Consider the following 23,959-nt stretch of genomic DNA (forward strand, 5'->3'; position numbering starts at 1 on the left):
CTTACTTAAGCAGAATAAACTTGCTGAAAAGTAATGGATTTTATTTTAAAAGGCTATTCTGGGGATTTTATGAAAAAGTTTATTTTTATAGCAGCGGTTTCTCTCTTAAATATAACAAATGCACAAGCAGCAGATGGCACAATTACTATTAATGGCCTTGTTACAGATAATACTTGTACTATTGATACTGGAGATAAAAACCTAACAATTAATCTACCTACAGTTTCATCTCAGACTTTAAAAAATGCAGGTGACGTGGCTGGTCGTACCCCTTTTCAAATTAATTTAACGAACTGTGCTTCTGCTGGTAAAGTAGCCACTTATTTTGAACCGGGCGCTACCGTTGACTTTAATACTGGTCGTTTATTAAACCAAGCAACCTCGGGTGCGGCAACAAACGTGAATATCCAGTTGCTAGGCAGTAATAATGCTGTAATCCCCGTACTTGCTACAAGCACGAATAGCACGCAGACCAACTCGCAATGGGTAAATGTTTCAGCAGGTGGTGATGCTGACCTTAACTATTATGCTGAATATTATGCTACAGGTGCTTCTACTGCTGGTACGGTAACGTCGCAAGTCAAATACACGATTATTTATCAATAAAATTAAAACTGAAGCTTCTATTTCTAAATAGAAGCTATCTCCTATCTATTATTCATTATTGAGAATATGGCTCATGCTTTTTCGTGGTCGTAAGTTTTTTTGGGGATTAGTTTGCCTACAGGTAGCACTGACTACCACAGGTCATACTGAAATTGTTTTGCATGGAACTCGTGTCGTTTATCCTTCAAATGCACGTGAGATCACATTACAACTAAGCAATAACGGCACAGCTCCGTCTCTTGTTCAAGCTTGGATTGATGATGGAAATGCAAAATCAACTCCCGATGAAGCAAATGTGCCTTTCATTATTACTCCCCCGATTTCACGAGTAGAAGCAACTAAGGGCCAAACTTTAAGAATTACAGCTCTACCTAATTCGTCTCAATTAAGTCAGCAACAAGAATCAATTTTCTGGCTTAATGTTTTAGATATACCTCCTAAACCCGAAGGAAAAACTCAACAAGACCAAAGTACCCCAATTTCTAATAATTTTTTACAGCTCGCTGTTCGTTCGCGAATTAAATTCTTTTATCGTCCTATAGATCTAAAAGAAAATATTGAACAGCTAAGTGAAAAAGTTCAATGGAAAATAAATGATCAATATCTAGTAATAAAGAACCCGACTCCCTTTTTCCTCACTATCACTTCTATTTTACAAGGAACTGAAGGCCATAAAGCAGACTTGTTACAACAAGGTTTAATGGTTGCCCCTTTTTCTGAAGATAAAATAAAACTTAAAAATAAAAATGTAGCAGATATGAGCTTTGTGTATATCAATGATTACGGTGGAAGAGTTGAGCATCCAATAAAGTTCTAACCTTAATATATTACTTAAAAAAACCTAAATACCTATCATGAATAGGCTCTAAAACTATGTCTAAATGGTTTATACCTTATATATGTTTAAAAAGCCCTTTTACTTGTTATGTGGCCTCAAGTATTGCGTTATTTATGCCTTTGGCAGCATATACACAAAATAATGTTGATGTTTCAGGTTTCTCAAAAGCAGAATTTGATAGCAATTTTTTAGTAGGTAATGCACAAAAAATTGATATTGGTCGTTTTAAATATGGAAACCCCATCTTAGCTGGCGAATATAGCTTAGATGTCTATATTAATGGTCAATGGTTTGGTAAACGACGCATGCGCTTTAATGCCAGCTCTCCTAACGTAAATGCCGAAACCTGTTTTACAGAAGCCATGTTACTAGAATATGGCGTAAAAGCTGATGTGCTTAGCCAACATTCTCATACTTCCTCTCTTTCTTGTGATGCACTAGGTCATTGGATAGATAATGCTTTTTATCTATTTGATAGTTCTCGTTTAAGAATTGATATCTCTATCCCCCAAGTCACATTAGAAAAAAATGCGCAGGGCTATATTGATCCACATCTTTGGGATCGAGGTATTAATGCAGCTTTTTTGACATATAACGCGACTGCTTATCGAATAGTTAACGAACAACATGAAAGCGCATATGCTTTTATGGGGACTAATCTTGGAGCAAATTTAGCGAGTTGGCAATTTCGCCATAATGGACAATGGAAATGGCAAGACCATACTGATTTTCAATCTGATAATTCTTCTTATACTTCAACAAATACCTATATACAAAAAGCATTTCCGAAAATTCATGGTTTTGTGACTTTAGGCGATTATTTTACTAATAGTGATTTTATCGATTCTTTACCGTATCGCGGCGTAAATATTTCAAGTGATGACCGAATGCTTCCAAACAGTATGCTCGGTTATGCTCCTCGAGTGAGAGGTTATGCAAAAACCAATGCGAAAGTCGAGGTTAGGCAACAAGGCAATTTAATTTATCAGACAACAGTACCACCCGGAAACTTTGAAATTAATGATCTTTATCCAACAGGATTTGGGGGCGAGCTACAAGTTTCGGTAATTGAATCTAATGGCGTAATTCAGAAATTCGCTATTCCCTATGCTTCTGTCGTCGAAATGTTACGCCCGCAAATGAGTCGATACTCTTTCACATTAGGACAGTTTCGAGATTCAAATCTAGGTCTAAATCCTTGGCTAATACAAGGTAAGTATCAACGGGGAATTAATAATTACCTCACAACTTACACCGCACTTCAAGCAACGCAACAATATCTCTCACTCTTACTAGGTACGGCTTTTTCAACACCCATTGGAGCCATTTCTTTTGATGCGACCCAGTCAAAAACTGAGTTTGATCATCAACCTAAAATGACTGGGCAAAGTTATCGTTTAAGCTACAGTAAGTTATTTTCCCCAACAAATACTAGTTTAACATTAGCGACTTATCGCTATTCAACAGAAAACTACCTCAAATTGCGTGATGCAATTTTAATTCAAGATTTACAACAACAAAATATTGATAGCTTTTCCGTAGGCAAACAAAAAAGTGAATTTCAGATTACTTTAAATCAGGTGCTTCCAAAGCAATGGGGAAATTTCTACCTAGTTGGTTCATGGATAAATTATTGGAATCAACCCAAGACCAATAAACAGTTCCAATTAGGTTATAGCAATCAATTTAAAGATTTAACTTATAGTTTATCTGCGATGAGCAGCGAAATTGAAGAAGACGGCGCTCGCACAGGGCAAGATACCCAGTACCTTGCTTCTTTCTCTTTTCCATTAGATTTTAAGAAAAATTCTCTGACTTTTAATAGTGTTATTGGGGATGACAGACAGATTTTAAGCTTCAGTGGCTTTACAGGAAATCGCTTAAACTACGGCGCATCAATTTCTAATCAGGACCATGATCAAACCAACCTAAATATTAATGGCACCTATAAAACAAACTATACAACACTTGGTGCTTCATTCAGTCATGCAGATTCATACCAACAAGAAATGCTTAGCTTTAGTGGCAATGTGGTTGCACATTCTCAAGGAATTTTGTTTGGGCCAGATCAAGCCCAAACCATGGTGTTGGTCTATGCGCCGGATGCTACTGGAGCACAAGTCGGTAATACACCTGGGCTAAGTATTAACAAAAAAGGATATGCCGTTATTCCCTATGTTACGCCTTACCGTATGAATGACATTAGTCTTGACCCACAAGGCATGTCTACCCAAGTTGAACTTGCTGAAAGTAGTTTACGGATTGCGCCCTATGCAGGCTCAATCACTAAAGTCCAATTCTCAACAAAAAAAGGTTATGCACTTTTTATTAGTACAACAACATTAGATGGTTCACATCTACCTTTTGCCGCACAGGTATATAACCAGAATAACGAAGTAATAGGCATTGTCGCACAAGGCAGTCGCATTTATTTACGAACACCCTTAACCCATGATCGTTTATATGTGAAATGGGGAAATACGAGTACTGAAAAATGCGAGATTGAATACGATATAGCGGATCAAATAAAGCATAACAACCAACCAATTATTATGACAAAGGCAGTCTGTAAATGAATAATATTTTAAAAAAAATTGGATTTTTGGCAGTGAGTCTATTTGCTTATAGCCATACAAATGCAAATTGCAATTTAAGTAAAGGATTTACTACCGTCGATATTCCGATGACGATAGGTAAAATCGTAGTAAAACCAAACGATCCAATAGGAACGATCTTACAAAAGAATACTTTTACAATATCTCCTAATAATTCGACTGCAACTTGTAATCGTGCGAGTGATCAAATTATTGCAGCTCTCCCCTTAAATTATCCAATTAGCCCAATAGGCAATAATGTTTATGCCACCAATATTCCAGGTATTGGTATTCGACTTTATCGCGAAGCTGCCGATGCTTCAGATTTTTCAGGATATTATCCTTATAGACGTACATTAACACCTAATCAAACATATACACTTTCCCCTGGATATTTTGTTATGGAAGTTATTAAAACTGCCATGACAACTGGTTCTGGTGCACTAGTTGCAGGCCGTTACAGTACCTATTACGTATCAGGGCAACAGAACCGCCCATTTTTAACCACTACTGTATTAAGTAATGCCCCTATTCTTATTGCGTCTTCATCTTGTGAAATTCAAAATGGTGTAGATTCACCAGTTCAACTTCCAACCGTGATGAAATCAGGCTTTAGAGCGATTGGATCAACCCAAGGGGAACAGAATTTTAATCTATCAATCTTATGTAATGGTGGTGAAAACAACTCTGGTATCGCTACGAGCAATACGATCAGCTTAAGTTTTGATTATAATTCTGATACCTCCAATAATCAGGTAATTAACAACAGTGCTGCAAATTCAATAAAAGCTAACGGTGTTGGTGTTGAACTGTTATGGAATATGAGTGGAGCAAATAAGCCAATTCAAAAAGCAACCAAACTCAATATAGGTAGCGTGAGCTCCAACCAAACTGTTGAATATGATATTCCTTTAACTGCCCGTTATTATCAGACCGCCACCAATGTGACCGCAGGTGAGGTTAAAGCCACAGCGACGGTGACGATTCAATATGATTAACTATTCTCTATAAAACTACTAAACAAGTAAGCTTAATGCTATCAAAGGAACACAAAGGCTATTTTTTTAAACTTTGTAGTTCTATTAAAAAATCACATAAAAAAATGCTCATAAGCAAAAATAGCAAATGAGCATTAGTGATAACCACTTAACCTGAAATACAAATTGTGGGAAATAGATCACAATTTGCATGACTATAATTTCAAAAAATTGCTTAAAGATCAAGTCTTTTTTTTAACAAAGATTCTAATACCCAACATAACATATTGTTTTAAATAAATTAAAAAAATAAATTTAATTCATGAGCACTATTTTATAGTGTTTCTAAAGAATTATCATTCTATTAATTAATAAAAACTTAATTTTAAGAAAAATTAAAATTCACTCATCAAGCCCAGTAAAACAAAAATCTATTTATTTTCATAATGTTATATCAAAACCATAAAAATTAAAATTTTACTGAATTACATAATTTATAATAAAAAAAACATAAAAAAATTTAGAATTCCCCTTCAATTGCAAATAATATCTTTAGACTTTTTATCAGAACGTAACATGCTCATTTTTTGGAAAATATTATGTATCTTATTACTAAGTCTAGGCGCTACAAGTATAGGTTTTGCGATTAGTAACATTGATCTTTTTCTTTTCTTTATAGGTTTCCTTTTATTAATCTGCTTTATCTTAGCTTTAAAGCAAGCACGTGAAGATGCTGGTTTCTTTCCCGATAATTAAAATACTATGAATTTCTAGGATATAGCATCAATAGTAAAATCATGATTGAATGCACCATAGAGTCTATAGGGATGGTTGTAATCAAAATATGTCAAAAAGTTCTTCAGATGCTGGAATTTTTTTGTGGATGACTTATCAGACTATGCAAAAGATGGGCTTAGATGCAGCATCTATTTTTGCAAGTGTAAATTTACCCAATCAGCCTCCCGATAAAAATATTCGTAGAGATAATTCGACTCAACAACGGTTTTGGACAGCAGCTGAAGAAATAAGTGAAGACCCTGATATTGGCTTGCATGTAGGTAGTCAAATGCCACCATTCAGGGGATTGGTAATTGAATATCTATTTTTGAGTAGCTCAACTTTTGGAGAAGGTTTACAGCGTACCCTAAGATATCAAGCCATACTTACAGATGTATTTGACCTAAAATTAACAATTAAGGAAGATCAAGCAATACTGTCTGGTTTTAAGCACCCCGTAAGACATTATCTTGAATGTGCCATAGGTATTTTTCTTAATTTTTTTAAATATATTACAAATAAAGAGTTCAGACCTACTCAAATTATCTTGCCCCATCAAGAAGGTGCATCAGCAGAAATATATGAGGAAATATGGAATTGCTCCGTGATTTTAGGGCAAATCGAAGGTTCTATTATTTTTCCTAGCGTACTTTTAAATAAAGCTTCACCAGCTGCTGAACCAGAATTATTAAGAATTCATGAAACGCTTGCAGAACAACAGTTACTGACTTTAGAAAAGCATCAACTCGTTTATGCTATTGAGCGTTTGCTTAGCAATGGATTACTTGAATCTGGGCATTTTGATCAAAAATTTATTGCTGAACAATTAAATCGTAACCCTCGTACCCTTCGAGCAGATTTACAAGCAATTAATATAAATTATGAGAAAATTTTAAATCAGCATCGGGAAAAACTAGCCAGACGTTTACTTGCTCACACACAAGAAACAATTGATCAAATAGTTTATCTAACTGGTTTTTCTGAACCCTCTGCTTTTACGCGAGCTTTTAAACGTTGGACTGGTGAGACTCCTAGTGCTTATCGCCAGCGTAAACAAAATAGTTAAATTGATTCTAATGACACTTATTTAGCTGCCTGTTAAGTCAAAGGGATAAAACATTCTTCTTTTACAATCATTTTAAATTGTAATTAAGAATTTCCCAATATGCTTGGTTTCCCTGTAGGTGTTTTTGTTGCTAATGGTCTTGAATGGTACTTTCATAAAGTCTGGTTACACGAATATCCAAGTCAGTATCGTAATAGCCCATTTTTCACTCACATCGCTCATCATAAGCGCGCTCGCTTAAATGGTTTTCAAGATGAAGGTTATGCTGAATCGATGTTTAAAAATGCTGAAATTTATAATGAAAAAACAGCATTAATTGGATTAGCTGGAGCTGCTACAATTTTTTTGCCTGTCGCTCCATTTTTTACAGCTGGGCTCTATTATGGTTTATGGAATTATTGGCGTGTACATTCAAAAGCACATTTAGATTCAGAATATGCAAAAAAACGTATTCCTTGGCACTATGATCATCACATGACAAGTAATCAAAATGCTAATTGGTGCGTTACTAAACCTTGGTTTGACTATATTATGGGAACTAGAGTCACTACCGAAGTGTCTCAAACCGAGACCAATCCACTTGGTATTAAATTACCAAAGTTTTTAGAAAAACCAATTAATTTTACTGCTAGACGTATACTCACCAAATCCTATGCCAAAATTGATTTAAATTCTGTTCAGGATCAATCTAATTTACGCAACGGAATAGAAGTCAGTTTAACCTAAATATATCAAAATAAAAAAGCTGCGGACTCCAGCAGCTTTTTATATAAATCGATAGTTAACAGCTTAAACTTTAAAAGGTTCGAAACAGCTCACAAGAAAGTCCATTACTACTCTTATTGCTGGACTGTGCCGTAAATCTTCATGTGTAACTAACCAAATTTCAGCACTCATCGGATGATCATCTTGTAATCTAACTAAATTGCTAAGAGCGCCTAAAAAATCCGGTAAGACCGCTAAACCTACTTCTCCACATGCAGCTCTCCACTGTAACTCAGGATGGTTGGTCACCATAATGGGTTCTTTATGATTTAATCTTTCTTTTAATTTTTGCTGTTTTTGACCATGTACTCCCCCTACTTCCACACTAATCCATTCATAATTTTCAGGAGCCGTTGAAGCCAAATAATTTGGACCCGCATATACTCCAAAAGGAATTTCACCTACTTTACGAGCTACTAAATTTTCATCTTTAGGACGGCCAAATCTTACCGCAATATCAGCCTCACTATGCTGTAAAGAAACATAATGAACATCACCGAGCACACGCAATTTTAATTGAGGATAATGACGATAAAATCTGCCCAAATGAGGCATGATGAGATGTGCCGCAGTTAAAGGAGGCATACTAATAGAAACACTTCCCATCACTTCTTGCTGACCAGCCTGAGTTAAACGCTCAATAGAAAAAGTTTCTTCCATCATACGAGCAACCACCTGCGCAAGGCGTTCACCATCAGGTGTTAGGATGTAGGTGCGTGGTCTACGATCGACTAATTTAAGTTTTAAATTTTGTTCTAGCTGGGCAATTCTTCTAGATACAGTTGCATGATCTACTCCCAATTTGCGGGCAGCCGCTGACAGTGACTTTTCTTCTGTAAAAACTGAAAAGTAATGTAAATTTTCCCAATCAATCATTGTGCAAATTTTCACATTAGAAGTGTATTAATATGGAATTGTACACCTTTATGTAATTGCCCAGAATAAAACCTTTCTTGATGGGAGCCTATCCATGAACAGAACGGTGGCGTATGCCTATGCTGGTGTTGTCTTAACAATGTTTTTTTGGGGATCAGCATTTAATGCAATGTCTTATATCATTCAACATATGCCTCCGCTATCTGCTGCATCTGAACGGTTTTCAATTGCAAGCCTAGGCTTACTTCTGATCTTTTCAATAACCGGCCAATTAAGATGGGCAGCCTTAAGCCAAAATTTAGTTATCTATCTTGTGATTGGGGTAATTGGAATTGCAGGTTTCAACATAGGCTGTTTTTACGGCTTAAAAACGACATCTGCCGTGAACGGTGCTTTAATTATGGCAACTACCCCCTTAATGACTCTATTAATGACAATCATGCTAGATGGTGAAAAACTTACCACTAGTAAATTTTTAGGCGTTTTATTTGGCTTAAGTGGCGTATTACTTGTGATTAGTCAAGGCCATATAACAACTTTACTTCACCTAAAAATAGACATTGGAGATCTATTTATATTATTGGGTGCATTTGGATTTTGTTTCGCAAATGTCCTGTCTCGCCGTTATGTAAAAAATGCTACTCCGCTAGAAACAACGACTTTTTCTATGATGTTCGGAGCAATAACACTTGGTTTGTTGAGTATGATATTTGAAAATCCTCTTTCAGCCATTGCATCTGCACCTGTAAATGCACATTTAGCCATGGGATATGTTGTTATCTGCTCTACCATGATTGCTTATTTATTCTGGTTTAATGGCATACAAAAATTAGGTGCTGGCCGCGCTTCGGTATTTTTTAACTTTGTACCAGTGTTCAGTATGATCATTGCTCTGCTTGCTGGCCAGACGCTTAATATCTGGCAGTTAGTAGGAACCGCTTTAGTGATGCTTGGTGTAATGAGTAGCGGAGGTTTTTTAAAAATTAAAAGTACTCCACTTATGGCAAAACATTGTACAAAATAAGAAATATGCTGCTACATTAAAATTCTATTATTAATATGTAGCAGCATTTTCAAATATAAAATACAAAATCACCTCCCGACAATCTCTTTAAGTTCCTATATTTTCGAAAATATTTTTTACATTTTTGAAGTTTTATACAAAAGCTCATCTTAATTATTCCGTTGTAACAAATACTGTATGTTTCTTTAAAACTTAATAAAAGATTGCCATATATAGTTTTAAAACAACCAAAGGAGATATTAAAATGAAGCTAGATTTTACAACTATTGAAAAGCAAGCCAAATTGCTACAAGAAGAACAAGAAAAGATCGAGCAACGAGATCATGAATTTCAACTTGCTTTAGATAAACACCGAGAATCCCTGAAGAGTTTATTTAAAGATCTTTTCTCTGACCGAGAAGTTAAGACAGAAAATGGAGGCCACTTTTGTGTAAATTTTGGTGATTTCAAAATTTCTTTGTTGATTGAAACTGCTAAATTTGAAAATGGTGTTCCTGTAAAATTAAATTCGGTAAATCCTGTTATTATTAAATGCAAGAAAGATAAGCCCATTGCAAAAGCACAGTTTACTGATGCAACACAATATCTAGATAACCATTTAGAAACTCCAAATTATCAATATTATTTTAAGCAAGAAGATAAAACCCAACTTGTGCAATTTTGTGAACTTCCTACTTATTTCCAAATCGTTTTAGATGCAAACGCATAAAGTTGAGCCCTCTATAGAGGGCTTTTTCATATATTATTTTTCCATTATTTAACTTTTTAAAAAATAAAATTCGTCAAATACTTTTTCTATTTATCTATGAATTATTTAAGCCACTTTTAGCTTTTACAGACTCAAAAACTGTTTGATTATTTTTCAAATTACTTGTATATACATGTTTATATTTGTTTGTACAAATATTGAATTAATAAAAATAGAGTGGACTCTTAAAGGACAAGGAGAGTGAAATGGACTCATCGGCTGAGAAACCAAATAGTAGTTTTATTGAAAACCGAAGTATTGACTTTATTCCAGAAAATGAAAGACATGGCGGAGTGTTTGCTCAATTTACCCTCTGGTTTGGTGCTAATTTACAAATTACAGCCATTGTGACGGGTGCGCTAGCAGTTGTATTAGGCGGGGATGTTTTTTGGTCTATTATTGGTTTATTCGTGGGACAATGTTTTGGTGCTGCCGTTATGGCACTACATGCTGCCCAAGGTCCTAAACTTGGCCTTCCTCAAATGATTTCAAGCCGTGTGCAATTTGGGGTATATGGTGCTTGTATTCCAATCATACTTGTTTGCCTCATGTATATTGGCTTTACAGCAACTGGAGAGGTATTGGCTGGTAAAGCAATTGCACATCTAGCACATGTCAGCAATACAACTGGCATCTTAATTTACGCATGTTTAATCATTATATTTGCAACAATTGGATATCGTTTAATTCATTTGGTAGGCAAAGTAGCCAGTATTATTGGTTTGATCGCTTTTGTGATTATTTTGACTCAAATTTTAGCACTTTCTGATTTATCTGAACTCTTAGCAGTACGTCATTTCAGTTGGTCTTCATTTTTATTAGCAGTTTCACTTTCTGCTTCTTGGCAAATTTCTTTTGGGCCCTATGTTGCAGACTACTCCCGTTATCTTCCAACTAAAACGTCTTCATATCGTGTATTTTGGGCCGTTGGTTTAGGTTCTCTATTGGGTTCACAAATTTCCATGAGCCTAGGTGTTTTGATTGCTCAAGTCGCAAACGGCAATTTTGTCGGAAATGAAGTTCAATATGTTGTGGGTATGAACCCAATTGCCCTCGTCGTGACCTTTTTATATTTTAGTATCGCTTTTGGCAAAGTTACTCTGACAACCTTAAATGCTTACGGTAGCTTTATGTGCATTGCTACAGTTTGGAATAGTTTCAAATCGACAAATCAAATTTCAAAAATAACAAGATTACTCATTGTCTTAGCTATGGTTGTGATTTCGACATTTATTGCAATTATAGGTGAACATACTTTTTTAAGTGCTTTTAAAGCATTTATTTTGTTTTTACTTACCTTCTTTATTCCATGGAGTGCTATTAATCTGGTTGATTACTACTTTATCTCTAAAGAAGAATGTGATGTAGATGCGCTCTATGATCCAAATGGCAAGTATGGCCGTTGGAATCGAATTGGTATCACCTGCTACTTTCTCGGTATTTTGATCCAACTGCCCTTTATTGATAGTAAATTTTATACGGGACAAATTGCTGCAATGTTAGGAGGGATCGACTTATCATGGCTGGTAGGACTGATTTCTACAGCAGTGATTTATTATATTTTCGCCAAGAAAGCTCAACTTAAGTTTTCAAAGCAGTTAGTCATTGATCAAATCAAATAATTAAACTAGAGATAAGCTATCAGAATCACACACCTTGATAGCTTATTAAGTTGATTTAGTGACTATTCTTGCAATGCTTTAGCTTGTGCCGAAGCAGGCAATCCAAATAACTTATCAAAGCTCCAATTAAATATAAAAGTATAGATAGGAATAATGATAATAAAAGCCACATCTAACCAAAAAGCAGCAATCAGAGAAATATCCATCCACCATGCAATAAGAGGAATCAAAAATAGGACTAAGGTAAGCTGGAAACCAATAGCATGTCCAACTCTACGCTTAACTGTACGAACATTACTGCTCTGTCTAGCCTCCCACTTCTCATATAAAATATTGTAGATAAAATTCCAAGTTACAGCGATGGTCGTAATCATGACAGAGAGTGGTCCTGTATGTTCAACACTATCACCTGCCAAAATCGCTAAACCTATTGATGAAATAATCATTCCGATGACTTCATAAGAAGAAACATAGACAATTCGACGCTTTACACCTTGCATAATAGGCAAACTCTAATTAATTCTTTATATTTTAATTTCAGTCAAAATCATATATAAAGTTAATAGCTTTCAGTTCTACTGATATCAAAATGAATTTTAACAGCGAAAATATTGAACTCTTTATTACTGTACTCGATACAGGATCTTTCTCTGCGGCCGCCCGTAAACTAAATCGAGTACCTTCAGCAGTCAGTATGGCAGTTGCTAATCTAGAAGCAGAATTGGGTTACACCTTATTTGAACGTACTCCACGCAAGGTCATTCCTACACCTACCGCATTAGCTTTGGAACCTCAAGCACGAATTATTTCTGAACAACTTAGGCTATTTAGTACTCATGCCCATGAACTTTCTTTAGGACTAGAGAGTAAATTACGTATTGGTGTGGTCTCAGACGTAAATACAAAACTATTATTTTTTTCAATAAAGAAGTTAGCTGATAAATTCCCCTTACTAAATATAGAGGTTATTACTGCACCTCAAGATGACATTCTTAATTTACTTTATAGGGAAGAAATTAGTCTTTGCTTAGCTGGTTCAGACCTCAATATAAAAATGCGTGAGAATCTGCAATTAGTAATGACTGAAACAGTCGTTGCTACTATCTCGTCTAGTCATACTCTTCTACAAGAAAAAACAAAGCATTTTTCTATTGAAGAGTTAATCAATATTAGACAAATTGTAGTGGCGAGTAGCGACCATGAAATGACAGATTCTCGGTCAATTATTGGTGCTATGTACTGGAAAACGAATAGTCTACAAACAGCAATTAATATGGTTGAAGCAGGACTCGGTTGGGGAAACTTCCCGTTATCGTTAGTACAAGAAAAAATTTCACAAGGTCATTTAGTTCTTTTAGATTTTAAAAATACTAAAAATCATTTACCTCTATCCATTTACTTAATTTGGCTTCAAGACCGCCCCTTATCTAAAGCAGCTCGAGAACTCATTCAGATTATTCAAGAAAATTTATAATTTCTTATACTGTAGCTCTCTGAGCACACATGATCTTTTTATAGTTTTATTTCTAATTATATACTTACTTTTAAAATTCAGATTATTGCTCTTTCCTATTTTCTCTATATTACAAAAAGCAAGAAGCCTACTTTAAAAAGCAGGCTTCTTACTGTATTTCAGGACTAAGCAATAGTTTTTTATTTTGGGAAAATACATTTGTACTTTATTAAAACCTAGCATTTTAGTCAAGAATAAATTCAATAAAATACAATCATTTGTATCGAGCGTGAAAGTAGTCACACTTTAAGTTTTGTATAGAAAACACATGAGAAAAAGAAAGAAATTTCAATTAAAAAATTTCCAATTCTCCCACTAAAAAGTTCTAATTTTTTAAAAATCAGATAAAGGTCTTAATTTTAAGGAAGCTCACTTTACTCCCTTATTTTTGTATTTCCTCGTTAAAACTTATGGATTTTTTCCCTATGCGCTAAACAAAATTAATTTCATAAATATTATCTTTGTATTACTAGTTTTTTAAAAATTAATTAGAATTTTGGATTCACCTTACTCAAAAAAATAATCACTTTCACTAGATTTATTACAGTAACTATTAGACTGCAAAGAATAACCTCTCATTAAAATGATATAGAATTGACTATGATAAGAGTACATCATTCTATAAATAGGATTTTATAAAGTTATACGTTTTCTAAATATTTAGCGTAGATAAATATTTCTTAAATTAAGTTTATTTAGAATATTCTATAGTCGTTATTGAACAAATATTTATAAATTCTGTGTAAGACATAAATGTATAAATTATGTTTGTAAACTTTTTTGAAAAACCAATTTTGGTCACATTTCAAGCAATATTCAATCAACCTGAAATTTGATTACTCTTCAAACAAAAGATGTTTTTAAAAGAATTAACTATTCGAACTGATAATTAACTAAAACCCAATCACTATAAACTTCTGACTGACATAAGTTCTAATTGATCGATAAATAACTAAGTTCACTTTACTCATGAGCTACTCATACGCTAGAATCACTCTCGCTCGTAATATTTAACCAAAATAACACAATATTTTTTAGGTCTAGTATGTGCCTAGTTTAGAAAATGACTTGTGTTTGATTAAAAAATTGATTAGTATTGCACGCACTGAAAGGCCTTGAGATTTAAAGCTTTTCTGACTTATAGGGCCTATAGCTCAGTTGGTTAGAGCAGCGGACTCATAATCCGTTGGTCCCGTGTTCAAGTCACGGTGGGCCCACCAAATTCAAACCTCATAAACTAAAAAGTTTATGGGGTTTTTTAATGCTTATCTAAATAGAATTCGTTTTACCGTTATAAACAATATTCAAAATTTAATTATCAAAATGTAAATTTTATTTTATCTTAAAATTTTAACTGCTTTAAAATACGTTTTTCTAAACTTAATACTTCTATTTCTTCTATTAAGCTAAGATTCTCTTCCGCATAAGCTCTGTATGTTCTAATTGAGCGTCCCAAAATTTTTCCCATAAATCACAATACTCTAAGCATAACTTTTCGATATAGTTATAATCTTCTTCTGTACAAGCTTGCATTAAGACATACCATAAGTCTTCTTCATGATCATCATCTGCGGCTTCGGCACTTTCATCTTCAGAAATACCATGCACATGATAATAACCACCACCCTCTACCTCTAAACCTACAGCTTTAGTCGCTTTACGTAACGGTGGACTATAAAGAATCACCTCTTCTTCTGCGACTGCTAATAAGGCTGAAACAGCTTTATAGTCATCATAAGCATTTTCTAAAAACACTCTAACTTGATTTGCAATTTCAGTCGGCTGATAAGTCAGACGATCTTGTTCTGTAATACCAAAATCATTTAATACGTCTTCAAATAAAGGATAGTGAGCATATTCAGGATTTCCCTGATAATAACCATCTTTGTCTAAACCTGGACGAAATCCAAACTCATCAAAAATATTTAGGCTCAAAAGAAAGCGCGGAAACATTTTCGCACCGGCATGCAATCTTGGCTCTAGTTGTTTAGTTTGAAATTGGGCCATGAGCAATGCATCAGTAAAAGTTTGTACAATTGCATGGCGGTATTCTAAGTGTATTTTTTTTAAATTTTCTTTATTAATTTCTCCGTTATTTAAAATATCAATTGCAGGATGATGTGACACCGCATGTTTAGCAATTTTTTCTCTTAATTGGGTCAAAAAGTCTGAATTTTTTTCCCATAGTTCAGTAGAAATGCTTTGCTTCATCCCTGCGAGTGCTTTCTTTCTAGGATTATTAAAATTCTCAAATTTCTTAGGCATATCTACTCTCATTAAACTTATTGAAGCCTGATCGATTTTTACATATTTTATTATAAAAACAATGACTTAAATTAATATTTAAATATGTTCCCTTATCAATCCATATTAGAATTAAAATCGTACGAAATCAAATAGAAAATTAAAAAAAACTTATGTTAATGATTATCATTATCACAATATCAACTTGAATCCAATCCCTTTTTTTATTATGATCATTAATATTAAAATTTTAATTTTTTCGATTAAGTTATAATTAGTTCTAACTATATGGAATAGTAATGTCAAAAAAAGAAGATATTATAAATACTGCTTTAAATTTATTTAATCAGATTGGCTACAATGCAACTGGTGTTGACCGTATTATTGCTGAATCTAATGTTGCAAAGATGACCTTTTATAAATATTTTCCTTCAAAAGAAAATTTAATTATGGAGTGTTTGCAACATAGAAACTTAAATATTCAAAATTCAATTAATGAACAATTAAATTTACGTCAAGATGCTAACCCGCTTGAGAAAATTCATATTATTTTTAATTGGTATATTGAATGGATCAATAGCGAAACATTTAATGGTTGCTTATTTAAAAAAGCATTTATTGAAGTATCTAAACAATATACTTCAATTCGTGAACCATTTTATGAGTATACAAAGTGGTTAACTCATTTACTACAAGACCAGCTCACTCAATTAGGTATAGAAAACCCTACTCCCCTTACTCATATTATTATTTCTATTATTGATGGGATGATTATTGATGGAACAACAGATAAAAAACTAATTAATGCTGAAAAAATTTGGCAGTATATTGAGTTTTTAATTAATGAAGAAATACCTCAACAGGTTTCTTAATTTTAAAATTATCTAAGTTTATTATGTTTAAAGAAAAATAAAAAAGAACTTTTTAAATCTTCAAGCTTAGATAATCTTCATTTTTAATTGGCTACTTTAGCTTTCATAATTTTTCTAGGCTTTTTTACAAACTCATATTAGAATCCTGCAAATTTATCACCTTGCACTGATCTATGAAAAAATTTCTAGCTAACTCTATCTTTAAAGCTGCTGGTTGGACCTATAATGTAGATCCCGAAATTCTTGAAAAAAAACAAGTTATTATTGGATTTGAACATACCTCAAATCTAGATGCAGTGCTCTCTATTGCTCTCTTCCAAATTTTAGACATTAAGATTCATACTTTAATAAAGAAAGAACTCTTTAAGGGTCCCCTTAAGCCAGTTTTAGAAAAACTTGGTGGCATTCCCGTTGACCGCAAAGCGAGTAAAGATATTGTTTCTCAAATGGTTGAACAATTTCAAACTCATGAAACTTTTAACTTGGTGATTGCTCCCGAAGCTACTCGTGCGAAAGATGGCTCAGAACGTAAACCTATCCGTACAGGTTTTTGGCATATTGCGAAAGCCGCTAATGTTCCAATTGTACTCATGTATGCCAATGCTCGAAGCAAACAAGGCGGGATTCTAGGTAAAATTTACCCGACAGACTTACAAAAAGATTTGGAAACGATTAAAGAGCTATATGCGCAATTTGACATAGATGTCAAAATTAACTAGATCAAATTGGATTTGATTCGGCCTGATCTCACTCATTAGGCCTTAAGGTTATTATTCTTATTCAATTGACTAACAAAACGCAGGGCAACAGTTTTCAACAAAACCAAGCCTATGCTAATATTCCAGCACTTTTGCATTTTCTTTTTTTGGAGTTCACGTCCATGGCGGGTCATTCTAAATGGGCCAATATTAAGCATCGTAAAGCGAAACAAGATGCAAGTCGCGGTAAAGTTTTTACTAAATATATTCGTGAAATTGTGACTGCTGCCAAACTTGGTGGTGGAGATGCTGCTAGTAACCCTCGTTTGCGTGCAGTAGTTGAAAAAGCTCTTTCAGTTAATATGACACGTGACACCATCAACCGTGCAATCCAACGTGGTGCCGGTGGTGAAGATAATGATGATTTAAAAGAAGTAACTTACGAAGGTTATGGTGTTGGCGGTGTTGCTGTTCTTGTTGAGACAATGACAGATAACTTAAACCGTACAGTACCAGATGTACGTCACTGTTTTAGTAAAACAAATGGTAATCTAGGAACTGCGGGTTCTGTCGCTTATTTATTTACTAAACGTGGTGAAATTACTTTTGAAGATGTTTCTTTAGAAGACAAAATCATGGAAATTGCTTTAGAAGCTGGCGCTGAAGATATTGAAGTTTCAGAAGATGAAATTTTGGTAATCACTTCACCAGAAACTTTTGGTGAAGTTCAAGATGCTCTAACTGCTGCTGGTTTAAAATCTGACAACGCAGAAGTTGTTATGAGTCCATCAACTAAAGCTGAAATTACTGATGTCGACCAAGCAAAACAAATTCTTAAAATGATTGATATGTTTGAAGATCTTGATGATGTACAAAACGTTTATACAAACGTTGAGTTCACAGATGAGGTTTTGGCTCAACTTGATGCCTAAATCAAACATTTGAATTAAAAAACGCACCATTTGGTGCGTTTTTTTATAGTTTATTGAGTAAGTTATAGCAGTTAAAAACATTATATTTTTTAATCACAAAGCTGGAATGCAGCGCAACAACATTGTCAATTTTTCCAATACGTCTTAATAAAATTTCACTGTAGTCATCCATGTTGCGTGCTACAAGTTCTAAAATAAAATCGGCACTTTGCCCTGTCACAAGAAATGCATTGGTCACTTCTGGAATTGCTTCTATTTCAGAAAGAAACTTATCAAATGTTTCGGTGTCATGCTTACTCAATGAAACTTGCAATAAGATGTGTAAGGTAAATCCAAGTTTACTAAAATTAATTTCCCTTTTGAGCTGCCCCATAACGTTGGCTTCAATCAGATGCTTAATCCGGCGATGCACAGAACTGACTGACAGATTGATCCGTTCTGAAAGTTCATTCAAATTTAAGTCTTCATGAGACAAAATTTCTAGAATTTGTTTATCAAAACGATCTAACTCCATTCCTATCTCCAGCCAGAATTTTACAGTGAGGACAGTATACCCTATACAACTTACCTGTATTTAAAATACAAAGGTTTAAAAATAGCTAAAACGTTTAATTCTTTTACACATTTTATTGCAGACGTGCATTTTAACCGTGCAAATAATGGAGGATATGGCGCATTTTAGAAAGTCAATTTCATGCTCTCATTTATTTTTTTCAATATAAGATATTACTCGCCCCATTATTTACACATAGGACTATGATAATTATAGATATTTTACCATTTTTCTAAATTCTTAAAGTTGGCATTATTATTGTTATGTATTTGCAGGAAAATTTTTATCCATGTCGGGGAGTTCCTGTGAATAAGATCAAAACACTCGTGCTAGCAATGAGTTCTTTAGGCGCAATTAGCGTGACGATGCCTGTGCATGCCGCTACAGATGCTGAAGTTAACGCCTTACGTGATGAAGTAAAGGAGTTAAAACAACTCGTCCAGAAACTATCTGATCAACAAAAAACAGCTTTGTCGGTTAGTGCTCCTGCAACAATTCCCGTAGCACCAGCTACACCTACACCTCCTGTATCAAAACCGGGTTGGATGGCGATGGCAGATGGGCAAACCCAAATTAAGCTTTATGGTAGTGTCCGCGCAGATGCAACCTATGACTTTAAAGGTTCAAATGGCAGCATTTCAAATGGCGCTAACTACCCATTAAATAAAGATGATCCGAAACAAGACTCACTAAATGTATCTGCTGCAACTTCAAGAATTGGTCTAGACATTACTCGACCTACTCAGTACGGAGATTTAACCGGCAAAATTGAAGCCGATTTCATGGGTGGAAATGGCGATAATGGTAATGGTACTTTCCGTGTTCGCCATGCCTATATGTCTTTAGGAAAATGGTTAGCTGGTCAAACAACCTCACCTTTTGTAAACACTGATACATCACCAGAAACAGTAGATTTTAATGGCGCTATTGGTACAGGTACTACACGTACAGTACAGGTTCGGTACACTCAGCCAATTAATGCACAACAGAAAATATTGGTTGCCTTAGAAGGCGGTGATGTTGAAAAAGCCGGTAATGCTGCCGGTGGAAGCCGCTTTCCTGCTTTAACAGCACGATATGATTTCAAAACTACAGATAATAAAGGCCTATTACAGTTACACGGTCTTGCCCATGAAAACCGTGTAGCTCCCAAAGATAGTACTTCTGAAGAAAAATTTGGTTGGGGTGTAGGGATTGGCGGTAAATATGATTTAACGCCTCAAGATAGCTTGGTTGCTAATTACTATCATGTTAAAGGAGATGGCCGCTATTTACTTTATAGCAACTCAGCTTATGCCTATGACACAACAACTCAGGATATTAATTTAGGTGAATTTGATAGTGCCGTTATTGGCTATCAACGGAAATGGAGCCCTATCCTCCGCTCTACTTTTGCAATAGGCGGTATTCAATACAAAGATGATAGCATCTATGCAAATAGCAATTTAACCAGCACTAGCTATAACAAAGAAATTTATAATGCCTTGGTCAATTTAATCTGGAATCCGGTTAAAAATATTGATTTAGGTGCAGAATATACATATGGCCAACGAGAAACTTTCGCAGGCGATAAGGGTGATTACTCTCGTGTCAATTTATTAGCAAAATATAGTTTCTAAAAATTGGACGTAAAAAAAGAGCCTTTTTAAAGGCTCTTTTTTTATTAATGGTATTAGTGCATGGCTTGAATTTTTTCTAAGAAGAGTTTCGCGCGCTCGTGGCGAGCATCTAAATTATCAAAGAATTCATGCGTTGGACAGTCTTCTAAAATCTTACCTTCATCCATAAAAATTAGACGGTTAGATACTCTTTTAGCAAAACCCATTTCATGTGTAACACACATCATGGTCATGCCCTCATGTGCAAGTTGCACCATCACTTCAAGTACTTCCCCGACCATTTCTGGGTCAAGTGCAGAAGTTGGTTCATCAAACAACATACAGATTGGGTCCATAGACAAACCACGAGCAATCGCTACACGTTGTTGTTGACCACCAGACAATTGGCCCGGAAACTTATCTTTGTGCGCAAGCAAACCTACACGTTCTAAATATTTCAAACCTTTTTCACGAGCATCGGCAACTGAACGCTTTAACACTTTAACTTGAGCAATGGTTAGATTTTCCAAAACAGTCATGTGCGGAAAAAGCTCAAAGTGTTGAAAGACCATTCCTACTCGTGACCGGAATTTAGCAAGATCCGTTTTTGGATCTTTCAGAGAAACTCCATCAACAATAATATCACCTTGTTGAAATGGTTCTAACGCATTTACTGTTTTAATGAGTGTTGATTTTCCTGAACCAGACGGTCCGCAAACAACAACGACATCACCTTTTTCAATACTCGTCGTGCAATCTGTTAAAACCTGAAAATCACCATACCATTTAGAGATATGTTGGATGTCTATCATTGGCATTTAAAATCTCCAATTAGCGAATGATGGCAATTTTTTGCTGTAAGCGTTTGACTAATTGCGACAGCACAAACGAACTACAGAAGTAAACTACAGCGACGATTAAATAGAATGTTGCTTTGGTTTCAGGACCATATGTATTAGCCAGTGTATCTGCACGACCTAAAAAGTCTGGTGCACTAATCACATATACTAATGAGATATCCTGAAATAAAATAATTGTTTGAGTTAACAATACTGGGAGCATGTTACGAAAGGCTTGAGGTAAAACCACGTAGCGCATTGATTGACCATAGGTAAAACCTAGCGCGTAGCCTGCATTGACCTGACCTCTTGAAATAGACTGAATTCCGGAACGTACAATTTCCGAGAAAAATGCAGCTTCAAAAATAGCAAAAGTCACAACACTTGAAAACAATGGCCCCCAATACGTATCAGATTGAAACTCAAATATTTTTGGCAACAGAAAGTAGAAAATAAAGATTACCTGAATCAGTGGAATACCACGAAACAGATCGACATAAAATTTTGCGAAATTACTTGCGATGGCATTGTTTGATAAACGCATCATTGCCAATGGGGTTCCGATTAGGATACCGCCCATCATCGCCAATACAGTCACGGTCAGGGTAAAAATGAAACCTTCTTTGAGTGCCGCGATCACGTCAGGGTTATGTAATAAAGAAAAATCCATAATTACTTCCCTCCTGAGCCTAAGCCAGGCACAGCCATTCGTTTCTCAATCCATGCCATGATAAATTTAATACTATAAGTAATAATTAAATAAACAGGTGTAGAGAGAATAAGAATAATGATGTCCTGAGAAGTTTCTTCCCGCATGGTTTTTGTATAAGCGAAGAAGTTCAAAACACTCAAAGCATATAGAACTGCCGAGTTCTTGAAAACGTTCATTGCTTCAGAAGTAATCGTTGGCCACACTGTACGATATGCAACAGGTAAAATAACATAACGATAGCTTTGTGCAGTGGTAAAACCCATTGCAGAAGCTGCAAACTTTTGTCCACGAGAAACAGTATTAATACCGGCACGTATGTGTTCAGATACACGTGCAGCAGTGTAAAGACCTAATGCAAAAACACCAATAACTGCAGGTTGCTGATTTAAAATATTTTTCCACCATCCACCTGCAACAACGTCCCCACTACCTGCACTTAAGCTGTCCGGTAAAAACTCCGGAAAAACAAATGCCCAGAAGAATAGCTGTACAATAAGTGGAATATTACGGAAGATTTCAACGTAACAATTGCCAATAAATGCGAGAGGTTTGTTAGGTAATGTACGAATTACCCCTAGGAGAGAACCTAATAAAAATGCGATAAGAAAGGCTATAACAGCTGTCCAAACCATAGTAAAGACGCCTGAACCTAACATTTGTAACCATGTGGGCGCTTCAGCATGAGCATTGTAGCTTGTACTACCAATTGCTCTACAGACTGATTCTGCCCATGCGGCTTTATCGACACCATATTCATTAGACTCCGCACAGAATATAGTCCAGTTTAGCGAGCCGACTGACATGTTTGCCCCTTAAATGAATATCTTTAGGAAAATAGACCGCTTAAGCAAGTGAGTCTCACTTGCTTAAGTAAATTTAGGACAAAAAGATCTTGTTAGATCCCTGCATCTGTTGGGTGAGCTTTTAGTTTTTTATAAGATGAACTTTGTGGCATGTTCAAATTTGTATTTTTTGGTGGAATTGGCGATAAGAACCACTTCTTATATAAAGCGTCCATTTGACCAGTTTTCCATAAATTATTTACAGTACGGTCTGCAATCGCTTTAAATTTTGGATCATCTTTAGCAAGCATAATACCGTAAGGTTCAGATGAAAGTACTGGCCCTACAATTGCAAATGCCTTAGGTGTAGAAGACTTGGCAACCAAACCAGCTAAAATATTATCATCCATTACAAATGCGGCAGCACGGCCAGATGCCATCATGGCAAAAGAGTCTGCATGATCTTTACCATAAATATTTTGGACATTAATTGACTGACCCTTTTCATTCATCTTAATGTATTTATCAGATGTTGTGCCTTGAGTTGTTACAACCGCCTTGCCGTTTAAATCTGCCAAACTCTTAATGCCAGAGTTGGCTTTAACTGCCATACGTACTTCTGTTGCATAATAGTTAGTTGAGAAACCCACTTGTTCTTGCCGTTGCTTAGAGTTTGTGGTCGTACCACATTCCATATCGATATTGCCTGCTAAAAGTTCAGGAATACGTGTTGATGAAGTTACTGCCTTGTATTCAACTTTTAGCCCAGGCATTTTCAATTCTTTTTTAATGTCATTTGCAAACTGGTTACAGATATCGACTGCATAACCTACTGGTTTACCTGCAACAACATATGAAATTGGGTCAGAAGATTCTCGGTGGCCAATAACGATTTTTCCGCTGCTTTTAATTTTAGCTAATGTATCTGCTGCCTGAATTTGAGAAGTAGCACCAACCGTACAAAGCATAAATGTTGAAATAATGAGAGAGGTTGCAGAACGTTTCATAAGAACTCCTTGATGATCATTCTCTCTATTTATCTATAGAATCATTCATATAGAGCAATAGAGTGATTTATTATTAAATTGCAATTATCGCGCCAACTTTTCCAAGTAGGACACATCCATTTGCTTCACTTATTTTATTCAGTCTGTTTTGCAGAGTTAATACCTTTAAAACTGCTAACATGTTTCTACTTTAATCTATGTTTTAATCTTCTGTCTATTATTAAGCTCATCTATTTACACTTAAATGTGGCAATTATTGATTACAATGTAAACACATGCACAATAAAGTGGCTTAACTTCAGCTAAAAACTGTTTT

The 23,959-nt window shown here is 35.1% G+C and carries 23 protein-coding genes and 1 tRNA gene; 16 read left to right on the plus strand and 8 right to left on the minus strand.

The genetic code is table 11. The annotated features are described in order from the left end of the window. Window positions 1-33: 33 nt before the first annotated feature. The 7 genes from I7H67_RS17240 (at window position 34) to I7H67_RS17270 (ending at window position 7,584) form a co-directional block, all read left to right on the plus strand. Entirely contained in the window at window positions 34-606 is a 573-nt protein-coding gene (locus tag I7H67_RS17240) for a fimbrial protein (RefSeq protein ID WP_013198119.1), read from the plus strand. Between the two features lie 73 nt (window positions 607-679). Beyond that, window positions 680-1,423, plus strand: a complete 744-nt coding sequence (locus I7H67_RS17245) for a molecular chaperone (protein WP_198308426.1) — start codon at window positions 680-682, stop codon at window positions 1,421-1,423. Between the two features lie 134 nt (window positions 1,424-1,557). Further along, window positions 1,558-4,020 (plus strand): fimbria/pilus outer membrane usher protein, encoded by a 2,463-nt coding sequence (locus tag I7H67_RS17250; protein WP_198308442.1) that lies wholly within the window; start codon window positions 1,558-1,560, stop codon window positions 4,018-4,020. Then, complete coding sequence (locus I7H67_RS17255; RefSeq protein WP_107880118.1) at window positions 4,017-5,036, plus strand: fimbrial protein; 1,020 nt, start codon at window positions 4,017-4,019, stop codon at window positions 5,034-5,036. Before I7H67_RS17250 ends, I7H67_RS17255 begins: the two co-directional genes overlap by 4 nt. A 555-nt stretch (window positions 5,037-5,591) precedes the next feature. Further along, window positions 5,592-5,771: a hypothetical protein gene (locus I7H67_RS17260; RefSeq protein WP_034596619.1), complete on the plus strand. Its 180-nt coding sequence runs from the start codon at window positions 5,592-5,594 to the stop codon at window positions 5,769-5,771. A gap of 88 nt (window positions 5,772-5,859) precedes the next feature. Beyond that, window positions 5,860-6,858, plus strand: a complete 999-nt coding sequence (locus I7H67_RS17265) for an AraC family transcriptional regulator (RefSeq protein ID WP_192454209.1) — start codon at window positions 5,860-5,862, stop codon at window positions 6,856-6,858. 99 nt (window positions 6,859-6,957) lie between these two features. Beyond that, window positions 6,958-7,584: a sterol desaturase family protein gene (locus tag I7H67_RS17270; protein WP_151987922.1), complete on the plus strand. Its 627-nt coding sequence runs from the start codon at window positions 6,958-6,960 to the stop codon at window positions 7,582-7,584. A gap of 63 nt (window positions 7,585-7,647) precedes the next feature. Here the strand turns inward: I7H67_RS17270 and I7H67_RS17275 are convergent, their stop codons facing one another. Further along, entirely contained in the window at window positions 7,648-8,499 is an 852-nt protein-coding gene (locus I7H67_RS17275) for a LysR family transcriptional regulator (protein ID WP_198308427.1), read from the minus strand. Window positions 8,500-8,593: 94 nt separating this feature from the next. Here I7H67_RS17275 and I7H67_RS17280 point away from each other — a divergent pair, with 94 nt between their 5' ends. From I7H67_RS17280 to I7H67_RS17290, 3 genes are all read left to right on the plus strand, one after another. Beyond that, entirely contained in the window at window positions 8,594-9,523 is a 930-nt protein-coding gene (locus tag I7H67_RS17280) for a DMT family transporter (RefSeq protein WP_198308428.1), read from the plus strand. A 244-nt stretch (window positions 9,524-9,767) separates the two neighbouring features. Then, the gene (locus I7H67_RS17285; protein WP_198308429.1) at window positions 9,768-10,232 is read left to right on the plus strand and encodes a hypothetical protein; all 465 of its coding nucleotides are present in this window, start codon (window positions 9,768-9,770) and stop codon (window positions 10,230-10,232) included. Between the two features lie 245 nt (window positions 10,233-10,477). Continuing rightward, window positions 10,478-11,893: a purine-cytosine permease family protein gene (locus I7H67_RS17290; protein ID WP_198308430.1), complete on the plus strand. Its 1,416-nt coding sequence runs from the start codon at window positions 10,478-10,480 to the stop codon at window positions 11,891-11,893. A 62-nt stretch (window positions 11,894-11,955) separates the two neighbouring features. Here I7H67_RS17290 and I7H67_RS17295 read toward each other — a convergent pair whose 3' ends face one another. After that, window positions 11,956-12,393, minus strand: coding sequence for a PACE efflux transporter (locus tag I7H67_RS17295; protein WP_198308431.1), 438 nt, complete (start codon window positions 12,391-12,393; stop codon window positions 11,956-11,958). An 89-nt stretch (window positions 12,394-12,482) separates the two neighbouring features. Between I7H67_RS17295 and I7H67_RS17300 the strand changes: the two genes are divergently transcribed. Both I7H67_RS17300 and I7H67_RS17305 read left to right on the plus strand, forming a co-directional pair. Then, window positions 12,483-13,367, plus strand: a complete 885-nt coding sequence (locus I7H67_RS17300) for a LysR family transcriptional regulator (RefSeq protein WP_005304566.1) — start codon at window positions 12,483-12,485, stop codon at window positions 13,365-13,367. A 1,182-nt stretch (window positions 13,368-14,549) separates the two neighbouring features. Continuing rightward, window positions 14,550-14,626: transfer RNA gene (locus I7H67_RS17305), tRNA-Ile, on the plus strand. 181 nt (window positions 14,627-14,807) lie between these two features. Here the strand turns inward: I7H67_RS17305 and I7H67_RS17310 are convergent. Beyond that, window positions 14,808-15,671, minus strand: a complete 864-nt coding sequence (locus I7H67_RS17310; RefSeq protein WP_013198131.1) for an iron-containing redox enzyme family protein — start codon at window positions 15,669-15,671, stop codon at window positions 14,808-14,810. A 278-nt stretch (window positions 15,672-15,949) separates the two neighbouring features. Here I7H67_RS17310 and I7H67_RS17315 point away from each other — a divergent pair, with 278 nt between their 5' ends. The 3 genes from I7H67_RS17315 to I7H67_RS17325 all read left to right on the plus strand — a co-directional run bounded on the left by I7H67_RS17315 (window position 15,950) and on the right by I7H67_RS17325 (window position 18,152). Continuing rightward, the gene (locus tag I7H67_RS17315) at window positions 15,950-16,522 is read left to right on the plus strand and encodes a TetR/AcrR family transcriptional regulator (protein ID WP_005304556.1); all 573 of its coding nucleotides are present in this window, start codon (window positions 15,950-15,952) and stop codon (window positions 16,520-16,522) included. Window positions 16,523-16,695: 173 nt separating this feature from the next. After that, on the plus strand, window positions 16,696-17,241 hold the full coding sequence (locus I7H67_RS17320; RefSeq protein WP_016138428.1) for a 1-acyl-sn-glycerol-3-phosphate acyltransferase: 546 nt from the start codon (window positions 16,696-16,698) through the stop codon (window positions 17,239-17,241). Window positions 17,242-17,402: 161 nt separating this feature from the next. Next, window positions 17,403-18,152 (plus strand): YebC/PmpR family DNA-binding transcriptional regulator, encoded by a 750-nt coding sequence (locus I7H67_RS17325; protein ID WP_005304550.1) that lies wholly within the window; start codon window positions 17,403-17,405, stop codon window positions 18,150-18,152. 43 nt (window positions 18,153-18,195) lie between these two features. On the opposite strand, the gene I7H67_RS17330 is transcribed toward I7H67_RS17325, so the two are convergent. Further along, entirely contained in the window at window positions 18,196-18,666 is a 471-nt protein-coding gene (locus tag I7H67_RS17330; protein ID WP_004642558.1) for an Lrp/AsnC family transcriptional regulator, read from the minus strand. 344 nt (window positions 18,667-19,010) lie between these two features. Here I7H67_RS17330 and I7H67_RS17335 point away from each other — a divergent pair, with 344 nt between their 5' ends. Further along, window positions 19,011-20,324 (plus strand): DcaP family trimeric outer membrane transporter, encoded by a 1,314-nt coding sequence (locus I7H67_RS17335; RefSeq protein WP_192454204.1) that lies wholly within the window; start codon window positions 19,011-19,013, stop codon window positions 20,322-20,324. A 53-nt stretch (window positions 20,325-20,377) separates the two neighbouring features. On the opposite strand, the gene I7H67_RS17340 is transcribed toward I7H67_RS17335, so the two are convergent. From I7H67_RS17340 to I7H67_RS17355, 4 genes are all read right to left on the minus strand, one after another. Next, complete coding sequence (locus tag I7H67_RS17340; RefSeq protein ID WP_004792844.1) at window positions 20,378-21,121, minus strand: amino acid ABC transporter ATP-binding protein; 744 nt, start codon at window positions 21,119-21,121, stop codon at window positions 20,378-20,380. Between the two features lie 13 nt (window positions 21,122-21,134). Beyond that, entirely contained in the window at window positions 21,135-21,812 is a 678-nt protein-coding gene (locus I7H67_RS17345; RefSeq protein WP_005304545.1) for an amino acid ABC transporter permease, read from the minus strand. A 2-nt stretch (window positions 21,813-21,814) separates the two neighbouring features. Continuing rightward, the gene (locus I7H67_RS17350) at window positions 21,815-22,657 is read right to left on the minus strand and encodes an amino acid ABC transporter permease (RefSeq protein ID WP_005304542.1); all 843 of its coding nucleotides are present in this window, start codon (window positions 22,655-22,657) and stop codon (window positions 21,815-21,817) included. 92 nt (window positions 22,658-22,749) lie between these two features. Further along, a complete protein-coding gene (locus I7H67_RS17355) occupies window positions 22,750-23,643 on the minus strand; it encodes an amino acid ABC transporter substrate-binding protein (RefSeq protein ID WP_005304540.1) in 894 nt (297 codons plus the stop codon). Window positions 23,644-23,959: the final 316 nt, after the last annotated feature.

It is taken from the genome of Acinetobacter sp. ACIN00229 (genome assembly GCF_016106645.1).
In the GTDB taxonomy this organism is placed as follows: Bacteria; Pseudomonadota; Gammaproteobacteria; order Pseudomonadales; family Moraxellaceae; genus Acinetobacter; species Acinetobacter oleivorans.

Bases quoted from the DNA above. Each gene is read 5' to 3' on its own strand.
- I7H67_RS17320 (WP_016138428.1), top strand. From the start codon at position 16,696: ATGAAAAAATTTCTAGCTAACTCTATCTTTAAAGCTGCTGGTTGGACC.
- I7H67_RS17315 (WP_005304556.1), top strand. From the start codon at position 15,950: ATGTCAAAAAAAGAAGATATTATAAATACTGCTTTAAATTTATTTAAT.
- I7H67_RS17310 (WP_013198131.1), bottom strand. From the start codon at position 15,671: ATGCCTAAGAAATTTGAGAATTTTAATAATCCTAGAAAGAAAGCACTC.
- I7H67_RS17300 (WP_005304566.1), top strand. From the start codon at position 12,483: ATGAATTTTAACAGCGAAAATATTGAACTCTTTATTACTGTACTCGAT.
- I7H67_RS17295 (WP_198308431.1), bottom strand. From the start codon at position 12,393: ATGCAAGGTGTAAAGCGTCGAATTGTCTATGTTTCTTCTTATGAAGTC.
- I7H67_RS17345 (WP_005304545.1), bottom strand. From the start codon at position 21,812: ATGGATTTTTCTTTATTACATAACCCTGACGTGATCGCGGCACTCAAA.
- I7H67_RS17285 (WP_198308429.1), top strand. From the start codon at position 9,768: ATGAAGCTAGATTTTACAACTATTGAAAAGCAAGCCAAATTGCTACAA.
- I7H67_RS17250 (WP_198308442.1), top strand. From the start codon at position 1,558: ATGCCTTTGGCAGCATATACACAAAATAATGTTGATGTTTCAGGTTTC.
- I7H67_RS17270 (WP_151987922.1), top strand. From the start codon at position 6,958: ATGCTTGGTTTCCCTGTAGGTGTTTTTGTTGCTAATGGTCTTGAATGG.
- I7H67_RS17290 (WP_198308430.1), top strand. From the start codon at position 10,478: ATGGACTCATCGGCTGAGAAACCAAATAGTAGTTTTATTGAAAACCGA.
- I7H67_RS17260 (WP_034596619.1), top strand. From the start codon at position 5,592: ATGCTCATTTTTTGGAAAATATTATGTATCTTATTACTAAGTCTAGGC.
- I7H67_RS17265 (WP_192454209.1), top strand. From the start codon at position 5,860: ATGTCAAAAAGTTCTTCAGATGCTGGAATTTTTTTGTGGATGACTTAT.
- I7H67_RS17330 (WP_004642558.1), bottom strand. From the start codon at position 18,666: ATGGAGTTAGATCGTTTTGATAAACAAATTCTAGAAATTTTGTCTCAT.
- I7H67_RS17340 (WP_004792844.1), bottom strand. From the start codon at position 21,121: ATGCCAATGATAGACATCCAACATATCTCTAAATGGTATGGTGATTTT.
- I7H67_RS17355 (WP_005304540.1), bottom strand. From the start codon at position 23,643: ATGAAACGTTCTGCAACCTCTCTCATTATTTCAACATTTATGCTTTGT.
- I7H67_RS17280 (WP_198308428.1), top strand. From the start codon at position 8,594: ATGAACAGAACGGTGGCGTATGCCTATGCTGGTGTTGTCTTAACAATG.
- I7H67_RS17275 (WP_198308427.1), bottom strand. From the start codon at position 8,499: ATGATTGATTGGGAAAATTTACATTACTTTTCAGTTTTTACAGAAGAA.
- I7H67_RS17350 (WP_005304542.1), bottom strand. From the start codon at position 22,657: ATGTCAGTCGGCTCGCTAAACTGGACTATATTCTGTGCGGAGTCTAAT.
- I7H67_RS17240 (WP_013198119.1), top strand. From the start codon at position 34: ATGGATTTTATTTTAAAAGGCTATTCTGGGGATTTTATGAAAAAGTTT.
- I7H67_RS17325 (WP_005304550.1), top strand. From the start codon at position 17,403: ATGGCGGGTCATTCTAAATGGGCCAATATTAAGCATCGTAAAGCGAAA.
- I7H67_RS17255 (WP_107880118.1), top strand. From the start codon at position 4,017: ATGAATAATATTTTAAAAAAAATTGGATTTTTGGCAGTGAGTCTATTT.
- I7H67_RS17245 (WP_198308426.1), top strand. From the start codon at position 680: ATGCTTTTTCGTGGTCGTAAGTTTTTTTGGGGATTAGTTTGCCTACAG.